The organism is Mesorhizobium sp. M0621 (assembly GCF_040320745.1).
Classification (GTDB): Bacteria; Pseudomonadota; Alphaproteobacteria; order Rhizobiales; family Rhizobiaceae; genus Mesorhizobium.
The window spans coordinates 1-20,452 of the sequence record NZ_JAMYQF010000028.1; the positions used below are offsets into that span (position 1 = coordinate 1).

Sequence of the window (20,452 nt, forward strand, 5' to 3'; positions counted from 1 at the left end):
ATCACCATCGAGCCCGCGGCGACCTATGTGTTCGACAAGGGCTATTGCCACTATGGCTGGTGGACGGCGATCGCCGAGGCCGGGTCGGTCTTCGTGACGCGGCCCAAGACCAACATGGGGCTGGCGCAGGTGTGCAACCGCCCCGTGGCCGAGCCGCAGGGCGACGGCTTCCTGGTCCTGGAAGACAGTGAGGTGAACCTGGTCAGCAAGGGCGCTTGCAAGCTGCCGATACGCCTGCGGCGCCTGCGCATCCAGCGCCAGGAAGGCGACACCATCATGCTTTTGACCAACGACATGGAGCGCTCCGCAGTCGAGATCGGGCAGCTCTACAAAGGCCGCTGGCAAATCGAGCTTCTGTTCCGCTGGATCAAGCAGCACCTCAAGATCGGCAAGTTCCTGGGCAACAACGGCAATGCAATCCGCCTGCAGCTCTTCGCGGCAATGATCGCCTATGCACTGCTGCGCATCGTCGCGCGCACCCGAGGTGTCGTCATTCCAATCCTGCGGTTCACAGAGCTGGTCGCCCAATACTTGTTCGGGCGGCGAAAAATACACGCCATCGATAAGCCGCCGCCGGTCAATCCGAGCCGACCAAGAGACCGATCCTGCCTCAATCAGATGGCCTTCATATATGAATAACTTTCCCCGGACAGTCCTGCGCAAGGGGGGAGATTACGCGTTCATCGGCTTTCGCCAATCTCCAGCGTCGCAGGAGATGCCGATCTCCCCACCTGCGGGGGCCGGCAGGCCAGAGGGGGGTGCTGTCCCGCTAGCCACGGCAATTTCTGCGCCCCAGCGCGCTCGAATTCACGAAGGCCCGCTCAGGCGAGGCGGCGGCGGGGCCAGCACATCCTCCACGGACAGCGTCCGCGCTTCCGAGGGCAGCATGATCGGGATACCGTCGCGCACCGGATAAGCGAGCTTGGCGACCCGCGAGACCAACTCACCGCGCTCCGGATCCCAGGTCAACGGCCCCTTGGTCAGCGGGCAGGCCAGCAGTTCCAGCAGCTTGGGGTCGACATTGACCTTCTTCCCGTCACGTCCAACCGCCGCCATAAGATTCACTTCCAGCCAGTTGCGGGCCTAAGATGTGTTGAGATTCAGCTCAGGCCGCGCCGTTTGCAGGCCGGCCTCACCTGAATATCGCCACATCTTACTGCAGACTCGACCCAAAATCCTCATTCTCGCGCGCCAGCGCCATTTCGGTGATGGCGATCAGCGTTTCGGCCCGCGTCTTCAGGTCGGCCGCTTCGAGCAGAGCCTGTTTCTCGGCCGGCCCGTAGGGCGCCATCATCGACAGCGCATTGACCAGCATGGCATTTTCCGCCCGGCTGACGCTTTCCCAGTCGGCCTCCAGGTCGTTGGCCTGCAGATAGGCGCGAAATGCCTTGAGCAGCGATGGCCGGTCGATCTCGTTGGCCGCCTGATCCTCATCGAGATCGGCGAGGAAGGGCGCCAGCTTGGCCTGCCGAAACGGCGTCTTGACCGTCAGTTCGCGGGTAATGCGGAACCGGCACACGCCCTGCAGCGAAATCAGATAGCGGCCGTCGCCGGTCTCGGAAAAGGCGATGATGCGCCCGGCGCAGCCGACATTGCAGAGTTCCGGCTCGCCGTCGTCGCGCAAGGCGCCGTCGAGACTGGGCTGGATGACGCCGATGAGCCGCGAGCCGGTGATGGCCTCGTCCACCATCTGCAGGTAGCGCGGCTCGAAGATGTTGAGCGGCATGCGGCCTCCCGGCAGCAAAAGCGCACCCTCGAGCGGAAAGATCGGGATCGTCGACGGCAAATGCTTGGCGAGCCGGTAATGCGCGTTTCCCGCTTGCACCTCATTCCTCCGATCGCGCCATCAAGAAGCGCGTCAATTCCCCGTCCTAGGACGTCCACCGTTTCACGAAAACGCTGAATCGCTCTATCTCTTTGTTTTAACGCATATCGTTCTCCCAAAGCCGGGAACACTTCTGGGCGATATGCTTTAATCTGGCGCGGTGATCGCCGACGCCAAGCCCGTGCGGCAAAACAACCGCAAGGTCAGGAAAACAGCAGCGCCGACAATTTGCGCCGCGCCGCAAGCGTCGCCTCGTCGGTCATGCCCCAGGCCTCGAACAGTTGCAGCAATTGCGTCCTGGCGCCGTCCTCGTTCCAGGTCCGGTCGGCCTTGATGATGGCCAGCAGATTGTCGGCCGCCGCGGTGCGGTCACCGTTGGCGTTCTGAATCATGGCCAGATCGAAACGCGCCTGATGATCCGCGGGATTCTCCGCCAGGCGACGCTCGAACTCGGCCGGATTACCAAGCGCCGCCGCTTGCGCGGCAACCGCCATCTTGGCACGCAGGGCGGCCAGCGGCGGCGCATCCTTCTTGGCTTCCGGCGCTGTTGCCAAAAGTGCCTCGGCGCCTTGCACGTCGCCAGCCTCAAACAGCAGCTCGCCCAGGCCGCCGATCGCCTCGACGGTCTCCGGCGCCTGCGCCAGGATGGCATCATAGATGTCGGCAGCGGCCTGCATGTCGCCGGCGTCGCGCGCTTCCGCAGCCGCGGCCAGCGCCTCGGCCACCGGCGGCGCGCCATCGCCCTTGCCGCCGACCTTGGTGATGAATTCGGCGATCTGGCTCTCCGGGATGGCGCCCATGAAGCCGTCGACCGGCTGGCCGTCCTTGAATGCGATAACCGCGGGAATCGACTGGATGCCGAGCTGGCCGGCGATCGAGGGATGGTCGTCGATGTTCATCTTGACCAGCTTGACCTTGCCGCCGGCGGCCTTGACCGCCTTCTCCAGCTGCGGCGTCAACTGCTTGCAGGGCCCGCACCAAGGCGCCCAGAAATCGACCAGCACCGGTTGGCGGCGCGATTCCTGGATGACGTCGGCGGCAAAGGCGGCGGTCGTCGTGTCCTTGATGACATTGGCAGGGGCAGTGGGCGCATCGCCAAGCGCGACCTTCGCCGGCGCCGGCGCGGTTCCACCATACTGCACGGATGTGGTGTACTGGCCGCCATTGCCGCCGAAGGGGCCGCCAAACGGATTGTTGTCGCTCATCTCTTTAACCCTTCCGTAGCGCGGCCGGCTGGCAGCCGGCGCCATATCCTTCAGACCATCGGTTTCAAGCCATCCATGTGGCGATCACGCGGAGACTTTCAAGATAGCAGCATCGTGCCCGGTTGCCTCGACGAATCTGATCAGGTCCACTGCGGCGATCGATGTCGTCGCCTCATTGGTCAGCGGATGCCCGTTGATCACCGCATGCTCCATCAAATCCTTGTCGAGCACGAGCTTGACCCTGTTTGCCGTATCGTTGATGACGCCAAAGACCGTGACAGCGCCCGGCGTGACGCCAAGCAGCTCCATAAGCATCTCCGGTTTGCCGAAGGAGACGCGGCTGGCGGCGCCGATCACCTGGTGGATCTGCTTCAGGTCGACAACCGCATCCTCGCCGACGGTGACGAGGAAGAAATTGTCCTTCTTGTCCTTCAAAAACAGGTTTTTCGTGTGCCCGCCCTCTATTTCACCACGCAGCGCCTGCGAATCGGCGACCGTGTAGAGAGGCGGATGGCGTTTCGTCGACGTGATGATCCCGAGTTCGGCAAGAAAGGCCATCAGGTCGGCTTCGGTCTTCGGCATCGGTTTGTCTTCGTCCCGTTGGTCAGCCCATGCCGTTTACGGCCAATGGGGCGGACGACACAAGACCGTCATGCGACATCACTGTGAGCGGCACCGCCCTTCGCGGTGCTGCCGCCGCCCACCACTCGCATGCCCGCCGCGCAGTGCCGGCGGCTTGCCGGCATCGCTTGCCGGTTGCAAAAAAGCCTGCGATTTCCCTGTTGCAATCGCCGCGCTCTTCAGCCATATAGGCCCGGCTTGCGGCCAAGACGCCGTGCGAGCGGGTGTAGCTCAGGGGTAGAGCACAACCTTGCCAAGGTTGGGGTCGAGCGTTCGAATCGCTTCACCCGCTCCAGTTTTCTCTAAGAAAATCAAGCGACTAAGAGGCGTCCTTCGGGGCGCCTCTTGCTTACATGGACTTGCGGACCGGTAGTGTAAGCTCCTTGTAAGCACGACAGGCGAAATCGTAAAAACCGGACTCTGGAGCGGTAGCAACCATCTGCGTCTATAGTCGTGCGGACTGCCGAAATCGGCGGCGACGCAGATTCGCTTGCGTGACGACCTGTCGGCCTAGGCCGTCTAGCGCGCGTCCAGCGCCGGTTCTTCGGTCGCCGCGCTGCCTCGGTCCGTATCGAGGACCGCCAATTCTTCCGATCAAGGCCGCCACCCGGCCGCGTACGCGCGAATTAAGATTCATCAAACCCTCAACGAGACGCCGGCCTTCCGCACTGGCGAAGAAGTCTATGCGCTCGTCTACCGGCAGAGGTCGAGTTTCCCGGGTGGTCTTGTTGCCCGGCAGGCCTTCGACGAAGCGCTGACGGGAACGCCAAGTGATGTGGAGATCTCGTAGAGCATCGATGCGCTCACGCGGTTCTTAGCGTTCTCGTATTTCTGGAGCTGCAGAAATCTGATGCCGTTGGATCGAGCAAGCTGAGCCCGCAAAAATCTGATTGGGCACGAACAGCTGTGATCTGCCTGCCGACATGCTGATCAGCAGGATGAGGGCTCGTAAGCTTAGGCTTTATCCATACCGCAACAGGAGCAGGCCGTTTCGATTCCGACGAGGCTTCTCGCTTTTGCATCTGTCACTCCCCGGAATGTGAGTCTGTCGCGGTGTGCTGACAGGAACTCAGCAAATTTCCGAATGCTTGGGGACTTACAGACTTGCGCGAAAGGGCATAGACGCCTTCAACCCGGCTCTCGCTGCCTGCTAATCCGGGCGATATCCTCAATGACCGAGCGGATTTGGGGCCAGGGAAACTCGGCAGCGTCCTCAGACGACTGACCTTCCTTAAGCACAGCATCAAGCTTGGCTCCTACGCCGGCAAGGGTAGTGGCAGGCGTTTCAGACAATTCTTTGAGCAAGGCCTCCGCTCGATTAGCCGCCTCGTGCTCAGCACGCATCGCGGCGGAATACCCTATTTCCCTGTCGGCGGCATCCCAGCGCGCCTGATGGGCCGCGAAGTCAGCTTCAGCCTTCGCGCGAACCGCTGCGTCGATGGGGTCGACGCCTAATGATTCACGAATTTCCTTCAGTGAATGCAGTGTCACACTCTCACCATTCGAGAGTATTGTCGCACTCGGAAAACCGATGGTTTCGGCGAGCTTTCGCTCTAAGCGTTGTTGCTCACGGCACAGCCGCTCGGTCAATTTGAAGGCGTCCTGCCATTCGCGCCACACCGTTACCGCGGGATCGGAAGTTCGGTCCTTTTCCAAGTCGTGTCGCGCAAACTCGGTTGACGGCGGTCGCAGCTCTACATTTGCCGTTCGCGCAAGTTCCTTCCCGCTCGTGACGAACGGCAAAGGCGTGCTATTGTCGGAATCGCCCATGTCCGAGCTCCAACAGGCTTGGCGTGGTTAGGCTGGGCTATGTGTAGTCGCACGTCGCCCTGCCGTACTTACGCGCAGCCAGTACGTGCAGGACTTGGGACACTGCAGACGGCTCGCGAGCAGTCTGTTATCACCTAGCAGTTCAGAGATCACTTTGCAATCACATGATACGAAAGATATCACAGGCGCACAGATGCGAGCGGCGCGTGCGTTGGTGCGTTGGAGCGCAAAGGATCTGGCAAATGCCGCCAGCGTGGGGGTGGCGACCGTTAGGCGCGCGGAATCCGACGACGGCATACCGTCTATCACCGCGGCGAATCAAAAAGCGATTCGCAATGCACTTGAGGCGGCCGGCATCGAGTTTATTCCAGCAAATGGCGGCGGCCCAGGTGTAAGGCTTGCCCGTCCATTTGATGGCGGATGATTAGTAGATAGTCTACCGCTCTCGAGCGACAGCGCAATCGACCAGCTCATCGAGCGTTTAGATTGTTCCTGACATTGTAGGCAAAATAGAACCTTTAGCATTGGGCCGTTTTCTGCCCTGCAGGTTCCAAGCGCCGCCGACAGGTCAGCCGCTCATCACTTAAACCGAGATGCTGCCGACTGGTCCCGGTCAATTGTCACCACTCGACCCAACTTTCAGGTGATTTCCAGGTCGACCAGAGGCACGCGACCGATTGACTGTCTCGCGCCGCTGATCCACCACGGCGATTACAAAAGGAGGACGACCATGGCGACCATTTCGATCAGCATTCCCACCGACCATGCTGGCGAGTTTCAGCAACTCTGGAAGGAACTCAGGCTCGCCGACGCGCTCGATCTCCAAAACGATCTGGGTGATCCAATCGAGGTCGGCAACTTTGACGGCGCAAACCTTGTCCAGTGGGTCCTGGAGCTGGAGCCGATTCTAGTGCCGCTAGTGACTGCCTCGCTTACCTATCTGATCACATCGCGTGGCGAATTCGAATATGAAAAAGATGGAGAGAAGGTCCGCTTCAAGAATCTCAAGCCGTCGCAGGTAAAGGAGGTCCTCGCGCTGCTAGACGCGCGCGACAAGGACTGAAGCATGATCCCCCGTCCGGCTTGGCAGATAATCAAGCAGCGCCTGGGCCGCACGCCGGCAGGACGCGTTACCGCCTCCCATCGCGCTGCACTCCATCGCCTGCGCGGTTTCCTTGCGAACCACTATTCCTGGACGCTCGACCACTTCGCCTTGGTGCCAATCAGCACTATGCAATGGTCGAGTGTAGTTATGAGCTACGAGGGTGCGCATGTCGCCTTCATCGACATCGAGCAGGCCAATGCGCTCGAGCTACTACTATTGCGTGGCTTCTGGGGCGAACGGCCGATCATCTCACATGTAGAATTTCTTGTCCGGGCGGCAGAGGCGCTCTATGACGACGGGGATCTCGCCCTTGCTGCCGCGATGACCGAGCGCGCCAATGCGCGCCTCGCAGCTTACAGCGCAGATCAGGGGGCGGGCAGTGTCGTCCCCCGGCCCAAATATTTCGACGAGCAGCTCGTCGCTATCTTGGAAGCTCAATTGCTCCTCAGCTTCATCGCCGGCCACGAAGTCGCGCATATCCTGCAACAGGCCGAGCAAGCACCATCCTTCGAGATGTTCGCTTGGATTGCGAACCGATATCAAGAACTCCGCTTCGACAACAGCAGCGATGGTCCCAAGCGCGAACGCTTCCTCCTGCCCGAGACCCTCCAGAAGTTCGACGACAATGGTCGGCCCAATGGCGTCGCCACACTCGGCAGCAAGATGGGGCGGCGGATGCACGCGATGATAGCGCGGCTGACTGGTGAGATCCAAGCCGACGGGCTTGGCCTGCTAGCAGCAAGCGACGCTGCGATCGAAGCCAATATCTCGGCGGATACGTTGTTTCGTATCCTTTTCATGGCACTCGAATACACCGAAATGCTAATGATGCTTCGCCGGCTCCTCCCGTCTGCCCCGCGGCATGAAACGTGCCGCGATCGCCCATGAAGGAACCAACCTATTTGCCCGTCAGCTGATGCTAGTGCGACTAGTTCGGGGCATTCGCGACGGCGAGACTCTGGTTGCGGAGCCGATTCGCGCCTTCTGGAAGAGCTTCGATCCCGTAGTGCTCAAGCATTACGAGACGCTCGGGCGCGAAGGGCGGCTCGAGCAATATGGATTGCGGTCGGCAGTCGCGGCTCGTGGCGGAATCGAAGTCGGCCTATTTGGGACCCTAGGCCAGCATGTGCAGGCAGCGGAGCGTATCAAAAAGCTGGGGCCGCTGCTGGCGGGTGGGCTGATCGTCGCCGAAGCGCATCGGGGCTTCGGCGAAGCCTACTACCGGGCGGACGAGCATTTCGCCTGGGGCGGCGCTGAGGCTGAAGGCGACCCAGTTTTGATGGGCTTTGCCCATGCCCTTCAGGATATGGCCGAACTCGTGGCGACCGAGACGCGGCCCAAACACTATTTTAGCCGCGCCAGCGTGCTGCGCGACGGCAGCGACGGCGCCTTCGTGGAATTTCTGCGCTCGACGCGCTCGCAAGTCTTCCGGATGGAGATCAATCCCAACTGGATGGCGGGGTTTGAGGGAATGCTGCGATCGTACCCATGACGCCGTCGTCCACAAGTCGCTGCCGGGAGAAGAGGCTCCTGTGGGGCGAAAACGGGCGGGCGGCTCTCAGCGTCCGAGTGGCCGATTTGCAGACGCTAAGCCGACGCGACGAAACAGCGTAATTTGGACGACGTGGATGATTGTTCCTTCCACGGACCGCAACGAAGAAGACGCCGGGAAAGACGTCAAGAACAGGCCGTGCCGATCTTGCGACCAGTCCCAACCCGGCCTAAGCGTCATCCATGATGTCACGCACCTACGAGCAGTTGATCCCTAGACGCCTACGCGATCCGTTCGAAAAGGCGCTCGCTATGGATACTGGTTACGTCCTTGATTTTAACGACCGAACCTTTGCAGACTTCTTCTTCGAAGAGTTAGGCATCGACACCTCTGTCTCGAACCTCTTCGACGGCAGGGGAACATCCAAGGCCAAGCGGCTCCGCTCGTTCATCGAAAGGGCGCCTGCGGGCGTAGTTGCGAAGGGGCTGCGCGAGCTATGGGAGTACCGCGAGTCCTTGTCGTGGCCGAGCGTCGGCATCAGAGACAACTACTTTACCGTCGTCGCGATATTTGAAGGCGCAAGCGATCACATCGACGCATCAGCATTTGAGGCGTTCGAGCCCAGTCAAACGCTGGACGAGCTAATTGCGTCGATCCGTCGTGATCTCGATGCGAAAAAGCCCCAAGCGGGACTTGACCGTCTGCACACCTACTGCATGAAGCGGTTCGCTTCACTCGTGCGCAAGCATGATGGTGGCGAGTGCGGGGAGAACGATGCGCTGCACGCCAGAGCTGGTCGATACGTTAAACTGCTTACTGCGCAGCGCAACCTGACCGAGATGTCGGAGCGCATAATCAAAAGCTCAATCAGCGCTTTCGAGTCGTTCAATACGATTCGGAACAACAAATCGTTGGCACACGACAATCCCTATCTGATCCAACCCGATGAGGCGCGCTTCATCTTTGACAGCATTGCTGCATTCCTGCGGTTCATCAAGGCGGTCGACGGTCGGTCATTCGAGGACTGATCGGGGCCGCAATGGCCACCCAGAGCCAGGCGCCATATGTCAGTCGGCTTGCTAGCATAGCCAAAGTTTTCTGGAGCCATCCAGCTGGCGGGGAGATGAATGGTTCGCTTGTATCAGTTGGAAGGAGGCTGAACACGATCTGCTTGGATCGAAGCGGTGACGGCCGTCATGTTTGCAATCTGCCTGCTCGTGATAGGACTTCCATAAGGCGCGGTCACAACACGGTCGCGATCGCCGCAAACATCTCGGCAGAGAACTTCCGATATTCCGCGTTGTGACGCGCCATGAACTTGGCAATCGGGATATATCCATCGGCGGGCTCGTAGCGGATTTTGTGCTCGACGACCTCTGTTGTGCCATCGTCGTAGCCAACGGATGCGTGCCATTCGGACCGGCTCAGACCTACGGGGAGATCGGTTTCTAACGCCCTGGAGCGTCGGGTATCGTAGCCACGCTTCGGTGTCGTTCGGGGAACCACGACAGGGATGATGACTGTCGATGTCTTCCCCTTCTTGGACACCAGCCAGCCCGAAGTCGGGGCTTGGACTACGACGCGGTGGACGACTTCGTCGCGGTATTCGCGGAGCTCCTTGAGCCAGGACGCGTGGGCTTTGACGACGTGGATAGCCGGACCGTGATGCGGCTTCGGTTCGACGCCCTCCAGGGTGTGCATAGACGGATTGGTCATGCCCTTCATGCTGCGACCCGCTGCGACGGCGAGGAAATCGAGCCCGGACCTGATCGCGGCGAGGAAGGCGGACAGCTCATGGATGTAGGCTTCCGAGGACCACGTCACCGAGGCCGATGACGCCACGACGTTGTCGGGATGCTTCTTGGCCGCCGCGGCTTTCGCTCGCTTAACGGCATCCGCCTTCGCCGTCTTCAGCATGGTGTCGACGTTGTCGATGTGATGCTGAGCGGCCTGCTGCTTCCGGTACGAGAACATGAGCTGGGTCTCGTAGAACTCCTTGTCGTCCTCCTTCTTGAATATGGGGTGGTCGGATGAGATCAGAGCTGCGTCGATCGCCTGGAGCAACATCTCCATGGCGTCGTGATAGGTCGGCTGTGGAGAAGGCTTCTTCATCTGTGACCTGACCGAAGAGTCGCGCGGCGACGGATCCTGCAGGTCGCCACAGTGCCATCACCAATCCGACAACATTACGGCTTTGCCCAAGCCTTGCGGAGAACCTCCTCGAACTCGCCGCTTGCACGGCGGCACGGATGTGCTGACCGGCTTTTCTGAACGGTTTCGGATGCCTATCATGGCTAAATGTCCAAAACGCTCACCCTAGACAACGGCAAGCTCGTCTTCGACGGCGAGACGATCGCCAATCACGAGTACCGCGACGGCCAGCACATCGTAACCATCAACTTCAGCTATGCCGTCAACGGCGAGAATTGGTTCCGGCCCGTCATCGATCTTGTGAACGGGCTGAAGCAGCTCCCGGAATACAAGGACGTCGCACCTGAGGTCCTGCTCGTCCTCCAATCTGACGAGGATGATGTCGAGATTCTGAGTGGCGTCATGCGTCGTCTCGACGAGAAGACCTTCAAGGGCGACGGCTACAAGTGGCGCTTCCACAAAAATGATGCCGATAACTTCCCGTCACCCCTCCACGGTCACGACTACGAGCGCGGATTGAAAATCGACATACTCACCGGACGCATATTCGATGCTTCGACAAAGAACCACTGCGAGACCCTAAGGCCAAAAGGTCTGGACAAACTGCACCGCGAGCTGAAGGCATCGGCGGACTTCAAAGATAAGTTGGAAACGCTTTTGCCTAAATCGGCCGACAAAACCTGAGCGGTTACTCGTTTCGATAAAAACTATTGGAGGTGCATACCCCCAGGGCTGTGCGTCATCGCCTGCCAAGCCAGCGCCCAGTTCAGTGTCCGGCACAGCCTCTTCGCCAGCCCTGGCCGATCAACTGGCGCTCGTGTGCCAGCCGCGGACCGCCCTCCGGTCGCTTGCGTCGGCTAAGAGGCGCTCCGACATCCCGCCCCGGGCTCGATGTCGCCCGGAGAATTCATTCTCGATCCTCGAGAAGACGGATCTCGCCCGGCCGACCAGGGGTTGGGATCGGGCAGGCTTGTCGCGACCGGACGCTTCCGTTGGGGCCGTGAAGCCTATGCATCCGCAGTGCGGAGTATGGCGCCAGCCGACAAGCCTGCGGTCGGCCGCCATCATACGGCCGACGCCGGCGACGTCGGCTCCCGGGCAGAGGCGAAGACCGCCGCGGCTGCCGTGCCTGCCACTCCACAGCGAGCCACCGCAGACCAGGTTGACGAGGTGGTTATCTCAGCAGTCGTCTCCGATCACGCCCCTTCCGGGCCGCGAACTCCTCAAGTCCAGGCCCAGGCAGCGCACGTTGCACTAAGCCTCGGAAATCGCTGAGAAATCGCGATTGTCGCAAGGTGCGGTAAACATGCGCACATTGCGAAATCACCTCGTAACCCATTGAAAAACAAAGACCCAACCGCAGCGCAATGTGCTCCCTTTTATCTTGCCATCGGTCTTCGGTCGTTTTTCGCGGCCCTCACTCGATAGCGCCAAGCCTCCCTCTGCCACGCGGCAATGTCCGGCTGCCTCCAGTTGCGCGAGGGACTACGAAAGGAAACAGATGCCTTCCGAAATATCGCGCTGACGCTCACTGAGCCGGTGTTTCAGCTACTGCCGATCTGCAGCCGCTTTGATAACGAAAGCGCATTCCCTGGAACGATCGAGGGTACGTTGGAGCTGTCAGATTTGACCTTATATGGCACTGGCCGGCCTGTCATATCGACACCGCGAAGACGTGTGAGAAGCGGCCTGGTCGAACAAATGGAGGTAAGCCGACGTGTGGCAGAAAGACATCCTTGTGTTGCCTGACGATCTGATTGCGTTCGCTTGGTCTGCGCCGATGCGGGACTTGGCGGCGAAGCTCGAACTGTCCGACGTCGGGCTGAAGAAGCTGCTGACGCGATGTGGAGTCGCGTCACCGCCGCAGGGATATTGGAACAAAGTTCGTGCCGGAAAGAGAGTGCCACAAATACCAAAAGCGCGACCGAGGCGACCCGGTGAAATGGGCAGAGCAAGTGTCGACGCCCGCTTCAAAAATGTGCTGACGATTGCAGCCCCTCTTCCATCCAGTGGTCCATTTGCATCCGCGTTGGTTCCAGAAGACCTCGACGAACTCCATGCACAGGAGTTGCAGGCGATTGGCAAAGTGCCCGTCCCGCAGACGTTGGACAGGCCTCACAAAGGGCTCGTTCAAATACTCAAGCAGGACCAGCGTCGCCGCGACAAAAATGCAGGACGCGAGTGGACCTTTGACGAACCCAAGTTCGACAATCCACTGGGCAAGCGGCGGCTGAAAATCTTCAATGCGTTGTTTTTGGCGCTCAGCAAGCGCGGCCATGACGGTGATGCCTACGAGCAGAATGGAGAAATATACGCGCGAGCAGCCATCGGCGATTCCTATCTTGGTTTGGACATTGGAATAGTCGGCAGCCACCGCACCGTGCGTCAGCATGGGTACCTGCGGCCGGCGCCAGACCTGCCAGCATCGACCCCGCTTGCCCTGCGGATCGATCCGGCTTTCGACCGCAAGAATACAGTTTCTTGGCAGGATGACGGTGACGCCAAGCTTGAGTCAAAGATTGCTGAGATCGCGGCTGCAATCATCGTGGCGGGCGAGAAAAAGTTTCGCTTTGGCCTGCGGGAAGCAGAGGAGCGTGCAGAGCGGGAGCGGATTGAAAAGGAGAAGCAGCGCCAGGAATGGCTGGTTCAACTTAACCAAAAGCGCCTGCAAAACCTCCGGACTAGCGGTGAGCTATTACGCCAAGCCGAAGATATCCGTGCACTTGTTGAGCGCGTCCGTCGCGCGATCGATGAAGGCTCGGCTGATATCGATGCTTCGGCACTGGAAGCATGGCAACGTTGGGCACTGGCAGAAGCAGACAGGATCGATCCAGTGCGGTCTGGTCAGATTTTAACGCATCTCAACGAGCCGTCGCAATAGTAAGTCGACCTACGCCTTTCTGACCGACTGCCCGGGTGTGGGCGAACATCGCAGGTAGCGATGTAGTAGCGAAGTGAAGAGACGCGCGACGCCATGGATCTTATTCTACGGGGTTTTCACCATAGCATTTTCAGTCGCGCAAATGACGATCGAAGAATGCAAATATCCCGGTGAGCTTGCACATGCGCTGGAACACGGGCAGCGCGTCCGCACGAAACCGCCTCGTATCTTCAGTCTAGACGATTGCGCGGCGGGATCGGGATCGTCGCGCGGATAAGCCTTGGCCTTGAATGGCTTTGCCCCACTTTCTCCGGCGTTCCGCGGATCCAGTCGCTGAGCACCTAGCGCGGCGAAACATTTCAGCCATGGCGACGAAGCCGAGTCTGACGCTGCACATTTTTTTCGTAGCACCTTCCCAAATCCCCGCGCTGCCGCGCACTGTGAGGAAAGGAGCTGACAACCGGCTATGGACGACGAACAGGCCCATCTTTCCCTCGGCGAGGTTCGTCGCGCACTAGACCGCCTGAGGCAGGCGGACATCGTGCGTCTGTCGGTGTTGGCGCGAAACTGGGCCCGCGGCCTCGACCGGCGAGACGCGGACGATCTGCTCAACGAGGCCTTTGATCGGGTTCTCTCGGGTCGGCGCCCTTGGCCAAGCGACGTCGCGATGCCCGCATTTTTCAACGGCGTGATGCGAAGTATTGCAAGCCAATGGCGGCATGAAGACATACGTGAGACGTTGATCCTCGATCACACAGAGGGGGCGTCGGGCGAGATGGAGGAGAGCCCGCCTGCTGATCACGAACTGAGCGATTTGCTTTCTCGTATGCGACTGGCGCTTGGTGACGATCCGCAGGCGCGGAACATAATGGAGCATATTCTCGCGGATAGCGACCGTGACGAAGCTCAGGCCGCCCTTCGCATCGACGCGACCAGTTACGACACCGCTCGGCGGCGGATGATCCGACATTTATTCAAGATGTTCAATTCAGGATGGACGACATGAGCAATGCCACAGACGAACGCGCTCTGGCGCTGATCGCTGAAGGAATTCTCGACGCGAGCGATGATGAAATCATGCGCGTCGCCAACGAGCACGGCGTCAATGTCGCGTCTCTAGAGCGCAAGGTTCGAGCAATGATCGCCGATCGGATCGCGGCCGCAGAGCAGACCGACCGTGTGAGTTTCACGATTGGCGAAACAGTCGCGCTGCGTTCGGACCCGAGCCGAATTGGGGTTGTTATTTCGATGACGCCGAGCAATCGCGAGGTGCGTTATGGCGTCTTTATTGAAGGTCGCATGGAGACACTCTACGCGAGCCAGCTCGCGCCTGCCGAGATCGCGCCGCGGATGATCCGCGCCACGCTAGACGAACTGAACGCTCGCCTCACGGCCCTCCAGCTCGTGGCGCCCAGCTTGGCGAATCTTTATTCGCTGCAAGCTGGTCGCATTGATTTCATTCCCTACCAGTTCCGCCCGGTCTTGAAGTTCATTCGCGCTGATCGTCCGCGGTTGCTGGTGGCGGACGAGGTGGGCGTCGGCAAGACAATCGAGGCCGGCTTGCTGCTGCGCGAACTCCAAGCACGGCGGCCGCTGCGGTCGGTTCTCGTCGTTTGTTCGAAGACGCTCGTTGTCGAGGAGAAGTGGCACCGCGAGATGCGCAGATTTGATGAAGAATTCGTCACACTGTCGAGCAGCGAATTACGACACTGTATCGATCAAACTGACCTGGATGGTGAGTGGCCCGAGCGGTACGCGCGAGCGGTGCTTCCGTTCTCACTCGTGAACGACAACCTGCTCAATGGCTATGCTATCCGTGGTGGGCAACGCTCGAAAGGGCTGGCCACGCTTGATTCGCCGCCCCGCTTCGACCTGCTGATCGTCGACGAGGCTCACAACGCGCGGAACAGCGAGACCAATCTGCACCAGGGTTTGAAGCTTCTGGCCGACAATGCCGAAGCCGTAGTGCTTATCACTGCGACGCCTGTACAGTTGGGGACGAACGACCTCTTCTCGCTGTTGAACCTGCTTCGCCCAGATCTCGTCATCGACAAGCCCACATTCGAACGAATGGCGCAGCCAAACGCAGCTATCAACGCCGCCATCGCGGTAATCCGCGCCGGACAGGATGGTTGGCAAGCAGTCGCGCTCGACAATCTTTCGGAGGCGGCCGCGACCGACTGGGGCCAGGCCATGCTGGCACCGGCACCAGAGTATAGGGCGCTGACCGCAGCTATCGGCGACGCGAACGATGACGAAGCGCGTGTTCGGCTTGTGCACCGCGCCGAAGGCCTGCACAGCTTCGCTTCGCTGATCAGCCGGACGCGACGGCGCGATATCGGCGCCTTCACCACTCGAAAGCCGCAGACGGTTTCGGTGCCGTTCACGCCAGCGCAACAGGCTGTTCATGATGCCGTTCTCAGGGTACAGCGCGAGGTGTACACGCGCACTCATGGTTCAGGGCCGCTTGGCTTCTTGATGACGACGATCCGTCGGCAGGCGGCGAGTTCGCTGCACGGGCTCGTACCGTTTCTCGAAACTATCCTCACCCGCCGCCTTTCGGAAATCGAGCGTGCCGAGATAGACGACGACGGCGTAGAGCTGCTTGACACAGGTGTCGATGATATCCGTGCCGAGATCGCTATGGTGCTGACGCACGCTCGCGCGCTTCCCGCCGAGGACCCTAAGCTAGACCGGCTGCTGGCGATCGTCGCGCAAAAAGGCGAAATGGCCAACCGTCGGCTGCTGCTGTTCAGCGCCTTTCGCCATACGCTTGCCTATCTCGAGGCGGCGATGCGGTCACACGGCGTGCGCGTGGGACTGATCCACGGCGACGTCAGTGATGACGACCGCCGTGCATTACGGCGAGCATTTGCCTTGCCGCCCGAGAATCCCGGCGCGATCGACGTTTTGCTGTCGTCGGAAGTTGGTTCGGAAGGGCTCGACTTTCAATTCTGCGACGGGTTGGTCAACTACGACATTCCCTGGAATCCGATGCGGATCGAACAGCGAATCGGCCGCATCGATCGCTACGGCCAGAGCAGCGAGACAGTGGCGATCTACAATCTTGTCACGCCGGGCACGGTCGACTTCGACATTTACAGCCGCTGCCTTTTGCGGATCGGCATTTTCGAGCGGGCGATCGGCGGTAGCGAGGCGATCCTAGGCGAGATCGCGACCCGACTGCAGCAGGTTGCGGAGGACTTTTCACTTACCGAGGACGAGCGCAACGATCGGCTGCAGCAATTGGCGGACAATGAAATCCGTGAGATCGCTGAAACCGAGGCACTCGAGGAACGGGAGGCCGAATTGTTCGGCGTTCGCGTTGCCCGAAACAGGATAGATGACGACATAGCGCAAGCGTCCAGTCGTTGGCTGGAGCCATCGGCTTTGGAAAGGCTTGTCGGCATTCATCTGGAGCGCACGCTGGAGGTCGGCCGCAATCCCATCCTCGGGCAAGGAGCGGCGAAGACGCTTCGGCTTTCGGCGGAGGCTCGACGTCGGCTAATCCCTGCTCGAACGCGAGGCATGCGACCGAGCCTTGCTGACCGAGAGTGGGAAACCTGGCTACGAGGTGACCAACCGATGCTCGGCCTCACCTTCGAGCGGGATACGGCCAATGCCGATCGATCGCTTGCCTTCATAACGCCGGTCCACCCCTTAACGCAGGCAGCTGCGCGCGGTGTCGCTGCTGATGAGGAGCTTCAGATATCTCTTGCGGCGTCGCTACCGGGCCTGTCGCCGGGTGAGTATCCGTTCGCGATCTATCAGTGGCAGTTGTCAGGGTTGAAGGAGGACGCGATGCTCGTGCCCGTCGTAGCCGATCCGGAAGTCTCGCGGGTCTTCATGGATGTGCTCGCTGCCGCGCGGGACGTAACCGACCTACCGCCGCCCTCGTTGTCCACGATCGAGGCACTCGACGGGTGGCATCATGATCTGTGGGTGTCACGCCGCGCCGAACATGTTGCCGAGGCCGCTGAGATAGCGCGGTTCCGTCGCGACAGCCTCGAGGCGAGCTACAGCGCGCGAATGGCAATTCTCGATGAGCAACGTGGCCGCGCCAATGAGGAGCGTATTCGCCGGATGCGGACAGGACAAATCGACCGCGCCATGGCAGATCATCGCGAAGCCCTTGCAAGGCTGGCGCGCGACGAGGCCCGCGCAGATATACTTCCCCGCCGCGTCGCGGCCGGCATCATTCGGGTGGAGGGTTGAGATGACAATGAGCTTCGAAGCATGGCTGCATGAGCTGCGGGAGAGGCGGCAACGCTGGGTCGATGCGAGCCACGAGAATGATTTTGACCGAGGCATCTGGAACGCGACGGTCGAGAAATATGCCGATCCGTCTCACTTTATCTTCGAGTTGCTCCAAAATGCCGAGGATGAGGGCGCTACTCAAGCGTGCTTTTACCTAGAGCCCAGCACAATTGTCTTCGAGCACAATGGCAAGCCGTTCGACCGAGACGACATCGAGGGAATTACTGGGATTGGCAACACCACGAAACTCGAGGAAGCGAACAAGATCGGGTGCTTCGGCATCGGATTCAAATCGGTCTATGTCGTCACCGAGCGACCTGAGGTCCATTGCACGACCGAAGGAATGCCGATCGCCTTTGGGATACGGGATCTGGTCGTTCCCGAGTTAATTGCAACGTCACACACCGCCTCGACAACGCGCATCGTCCTGCCATTGCTGCGGGACAAGGCGGCGGCGATCCTCGACAGAGTACGCGATGCGCTCGACAAGGCCGGGCCGCGCAGTCTTCTTTTTCTTCAAAATTTGACCCTTCTCAAATGGGTCATCGGATCGAATTCATCCCAATGTGTCGTCGAAGACGGCGAAGGTGGTTTACGGATCTTGCGTTCGACCCTGGGTGCGAAACCCGTACAAGCCGATCGTTTCATCATGCTTAGCCGCCCCGTTCATCGTAAGGACGACGCTCGAAGCTATTCTGTGAAAATTGCGATGCGACTTAATGACGGCGGCGACATCGTGCCAGAGGCGGCAACTACACGCCTGGCCGTGTTCTTCGAGACCGAAGAGCCGACGGGCCTGCATTTCCAAGTGCATGGACCGTTCCAGCTGACCGACAATCGCGCGAACATCAAGCGTGACGATCCGTGGAACACCTTGCTGATCGGCGAAGTGTCGACGCTCCTCGCCGAGAGTCTCCCCATGCTGCGCGATGGCGGTCTGATCAAACGCAGTTTCTTGGAAGTGATGCCCAACGCCGGCGACGACTTGCCCGAGCCGTGGCAGCCGCTACTGGCGGCAGTCGTAAAGACTTTCCAGGAGCACGCCCTCCTCCCCGCCTTTACCGGCGGGCATGTGTCTGCACGGACGGCTGTCCGTGGCGCCTCTGAGATACGAGATCTTCTCAGCGACGAAGGCCTCGCAAATTTTGGCGGCATGCCAGACAAACGCTGGGTCGGGAGTGGCATGCGCAATAGCCGTACCGACGCCTTTTTGGCGACGTTGAGACTGACCGAATGGGGCTACAGCGAATTTCTCGCCGCCTTTCAACGCGCCTTTGGCCGATCGTGGTATCCAGCCGATATTGCTACGAGCACCAAGGCGCAGGCGTGGTTTGATGCATTGCCAGATGACCAGGTTCAGCGGCTGTACCTTCTCGCCGACTCGGCGACGCGTGCTCAGAAGTCTCCAACAGCGATGACCCATCTCACATTTGTTCGGCTTGAGGATGGGACGCGGGCAAGTCCGGCAGAGGCGCTGCTGCCACCCTCTGATACACCGCTTGATGAGGAGGCGGCCGCCCATGGCCTCGTTCTGGTTCGGTCCGCTCTGACCCGAACTGGCCGCGCGCGCGGGAAGGACGTCGAGCAATTCCTCAAGAAAGCCGGCGTAAAGGAAATTGGCGAGCGGGATTACCTCACCGCAATCCTCCGGGCGAACTATGGCGACGGCGTGCGCCCTCCCAGCAACGAGCGCCACCTCCAGCACATGCGCCGATTCCTACGTTGGTATGCACAAAGTGGGGACTGCCGGCTTTTCGACGACGTCGCTTTCCTCCGTGCTGAAGGGACGGAAGGTTACCACAAGGCCGGCCGCATGTTTCTTGATCGGCCTTATGCCGACGGCAGTCTGGCAATCATTTATAGCAGCGGCGTGAAAGGGCGCGACCGCCTCCCCCTTTGGAATGGTTATTCGAAACTCAAGCGGGCCGACCTACTGGCTCTTCTGAGGAAGGCAGGTGTGGAACAGGCGCTGACGATTCTTCGGACAGGAATCTCATATAGCCATCCTCAGTACAGCAGTTTGGTCTATGGGTTCGGTCAGAGCAGAGCGACACACACCGGAGTGAATGACGACTACACGATCTTCCAGCTTACTGAACTGACCGCCAAGCGGAATCCAGAAATATCGAGGCTGATTTGGAAGGCAATCGCGACTGTCGGCGGCTATGTCATGCAGGCTTCTTACGCACCAAATCAAGCTCACGAACCGCATAGAGCCCCATCTACCTTGGCGCTGTGCCTCAAGGATGCGGAGTGGATCCCTGCAAAGGATGGCTCATTGAGGCGCCCAAGCGCGATCACGACGCCGGAGTTGGCCGCAGGATTTTCGACAGCGGGCAACGACGCCTGGCTAAACGCCATTGGATTCGCCTCAGAATACCGCCAGCGCTCGGAGCAAAGTCAGGTCCGTAGAAAGGCCGCGCAATCGATAGGTTTGCCGGCGGAACTTGCTGATCAGTTGGCTTCCCTGTCGCCTGATGCCCTCAGGACGTTTGGCAGCGAAATGCTGCAACGAATAGCAAGCGGGGCGTTCACGACACCTGTGTTTCCTGAACGCGAGGCCCCTAATCCCGAGCGGCGCGCAGAGCGCCTCGTGGAGCGAGCGAGCGCCGCGCCCACCAAGGTTTATGAAACGCGGAGCAGGAGTGTTCGCACAACCGACAAAGAGGTGCGGCAGCTCGCCCGTCCCTATCTGCGGGACCTTTACACCAATCCTGACGGCGAGATGATTTGCCAAGCCTGTCATCTCGAGATGCCGTTTCGATTAGAGGATGGGACGCCGTATTTCGAGGCACCGGAGCTGCTCCAATCATCATCGGCCGAGTTGACCGAAAATCATCTTGCCCTGTGTCCAACGTGTTGCGCCAAGTGGCAGCATGCCAACGGCACTTCGGACGCCGAAATCGGCGAGGGGATTGAAAATGCCGAGCTACCCGAACTAAGCATCGTTTTGGCCGGGGAAGCCACACGGCTCCGTTTCGTCCAGGTACATTTCGATGACCTGCGTACAATATTTGGGGTCACGACCCCGAATGCACCTGCGGTCGTTGGCGCAACCTTACCGCTCGTGGCCGACGAGCCATAGGGTTAGAATCGCAAGTCTGTCCCTGACATCCGAAGGAGCGGCCACTGGGTAGAGCTATAG

17 protein-coding genes and 1 tRNA gene are annotated in these 20,452 nt (G+C 60.0%); 12 read left to right on the forward strand and 6 right to left on the reverse strand.

Annotated elements, in window-relative coordinates; genetic code table 11:
- Positions 1–639, forward strand: a 639-nt coding sequence (locus NKI38_RS19430; RefSeq protein WP_352659807.1) for an IS4 family transposase, incomplete at its 5' end; no start/stop codon positions are given.
- Between the two features lie 168 nt (positions 640–807).
- Here NKI38_RS19430 and NKI38_RS19435 read toward each other — a convergent pair.
- The 4 genes from NKI38_RS19435 to NKI38_RS19450 all read right to left on the reverse strand — a co-directional run bounded on the left by NKI38_RS19435 (position 808) and on the right by NKI38_RS19450 (position 3,612).
- Complete coding sequence (locus NKI38_RS19435) at positions 808–1,056, reverse strand: Trm112 family protein (protein ID WP_352632134.1); 249 nt, start codon at positions 1,054–1,056, stop codon at positions 808–810.
- Between the two features lie 97 nt (positions 1,057–1,153).
- Complete coding sequence (locus tag NKI38_RS19440) at positions 1,154–1,825, reverse strand: LON peptidase substrate-binding domain-containing protein (RefSeq protein WP_352632132.1); 672 nt, start codon at positions 1,823–1,825, stop codon at positions 1,154–1,156.
- 203 nt (positions 1,826–2,028) lie between these two features.
- Positions 2,029–3,030, reverse strand: coding sequence for a thioredoxin (trxA, locus tag NKI38_RS19445; protein ID WP_352659808.1), 1,002 nt, complete (start codon positions 3,028–3,030; stop codon positions 2,029–2,031).
- Positions 3,031–3,114: 84 nt separating this feature from the next.
- A complete protein-coding gene (locus tag NKI38_RS19450) occupies positions 3,115–3,612 on the reverse strand; it encodes a prolyl-tRNA synthetase associated domain-containing protein (protein WP_352659809.1) in 498 nt (165 codons plus the stop codon).
- 259 nt (positions 3,613–3,871) lie between these two features.
- Here NKI38_RS19450 and NKI38_RS19455 point away from each other — a divergent pair.
- Positions 3,872–3,946, forward strand: a tRNA-Gly gene (locus tag NKI38_RS19455).
- A gap of 833 nt (positions 3,947–4,779) precedes the next feature.
- Here the strand turns inward: NKI38_RS19455 and NKI38_RS19460 are convergent.
- Positions 4,780–5,421 carry a hypothetical protein gene (locus NKI38_RS19460; RefSeq protein ID WP_352659810.1) on the reverse strand — a complete coding sequence of 214 codons (642 nt, stop codon included), beginning with the start codon at positions 5,419–5,421 and terminating at the stop codon, positions 4,780–4,782.
- Between the two features lie 193 nt (positions 5,422–5,614).
- On the opposite strand from NKI38_RS19460, the gene NKI38_RS19465 reads away from it, so the two are divergent.
- The 5 genes from NKI38_RS19465 (at position 5,615) to NKI38_RS19485 (ending at position 9,046) form a co-directional block, all read left to right on the forward strand.
- On the forward strand, positions 5,615–5,845 hold the full coding sequence (locus NKI38_RS19465; RefSeq protein ID WP_352659858.1) for a helix-turn-helix domain-containing protein: 231 nt from the start codon (positions 5,615–5,617) through the stop codon (positions 5,843–5,845).
- A 306-nt stretch (positions 5,846–6,151) separates the two neighbouring features.
- Entirely contained in the window at positions 6,152–6,484 is a 333-nt protein-coding gene (locus NKI38_RS19470; RefSeq protein WP_352659811.1) for a hypothetical protein, read from the forward strand.
- 3 nt (positions 6,485–6,487) lie between these two features.
- Complete coding sequence (locus NKI38_RS19475) at positions 6,488–7,414, forward strand: hypothetical protein (protein WP_352659812.1); 927 nt, start codon at positions 6,488–6,490, stop codon at positions 7,412–7,414.
- Positions 7,389–8,018, forward strand: a complete 630-nt coding sequence (locus tag NKI38_RS19480; RefSeq protein ID WP_352659813.1) for a hypothetical protein — start codon at positions 7,389–7,391, stop codon at positions 8,016–8,018. Before NKI38_RS19475 ends, NKI38_RS19480 begins: the two co-directional genes overlap by 26 nt.
- Positions 8,019–8,260: 242 nt before the next feature.
- Positions 8,261–9,046 carry an abortive infection family protein gene (locus NKI38_RS19485; RefSeq protein ID WP_352659814.1) on the forward strand — a complete coding sequence of 262 codons (786 nt, stop codon included), beginning with the start codon at positions 8,261–8,263 and terminating at the stop codon, positions 9,044–9,046.
- 214 nt (positions 9,047–9,260) lie between these two features.
- Here NKI38_RS19485 and NKI38_RS19490 read toward each other — a convergent pair whose 3' ends face one another.
- A complete protein-coding gene (locus tag NKI38_RS19490; protein WP_352659815.1) occupies positions 9,261–10,130 on the reverse strand; it encodes a hypothetical protein in 870 nt (289 codons plus the stop codon).
- A gap of 186 nt (positions 10,131–10,316) precedes the next feature.
- On the opposite strand from NKI38_RS19490, the gene NKI38_RS19495 reads away from it, so the two are divergent.
- From NKI38_RS19495 to NKI38_RS19515, 5 genes are all read left to right on the forward strand, one after another.
- On the forward strand, positions 10,317–10,853 hold the full coding sequence (locus NKI38_RS19495) for a hypothetical protein (protein ID WP_352659816.1): 537 nt from the start codon (positions 10,317–10,319) through the stop codon (positions 10,851–10,853).
- 1,033 nt (positions 10,854–11,886) lie between these two features.
- Positions 11,887–13,050 (forward strand): hypothetical protein, encoded by a 1,164-nt coding sequence (locus NKI38_RS19500; protein WP_352659817.1) that lies wholly within the window; start codon positions 11,887–11,889, stop codon positions 13,048–13,050.
- A 466-nt stretch (positions 13,051–13,516) separates the two neighbouring features.
- Positions 13,517–14,056: an RNA polymerase sigma factor gene (locus tag NKI38_RS19505; RefSeq protein WP_352659818.1), complete on the forward strand. Its 540-nt coding sequence runs from the start codon at positions 13,517–13,519 to the stop codon at positions 14,054–14,056.
- Entirely contained in the window at positions 14,053–17,265 is a 3,213-nt protein-coding gene (locus tag NKI38_RS19510) for a DEAD/DEAH box helicase (protein ID WP_352659819.1), read from the forward strand. Before NKI38_RS19505 ends, NKI38_RS19510 begins: the two co-directional genes overlap by 4 nt.
- A 7-nt stretch (positions 17,266–17,272) precedes the next feature.
- Entirely contained in the window at positions 17,273–20,392 is a 3,120-nt protein-coding gene (locus NKI38_RS19515) for a sacsin N-terminal ATP-binding-like domain-containing protein (RefSeq protein WP_352659820.1), read from the forward strand.
- The last annotated feature ends 60 nt before the right edge of the window (positions 20,393–20,452 follow it).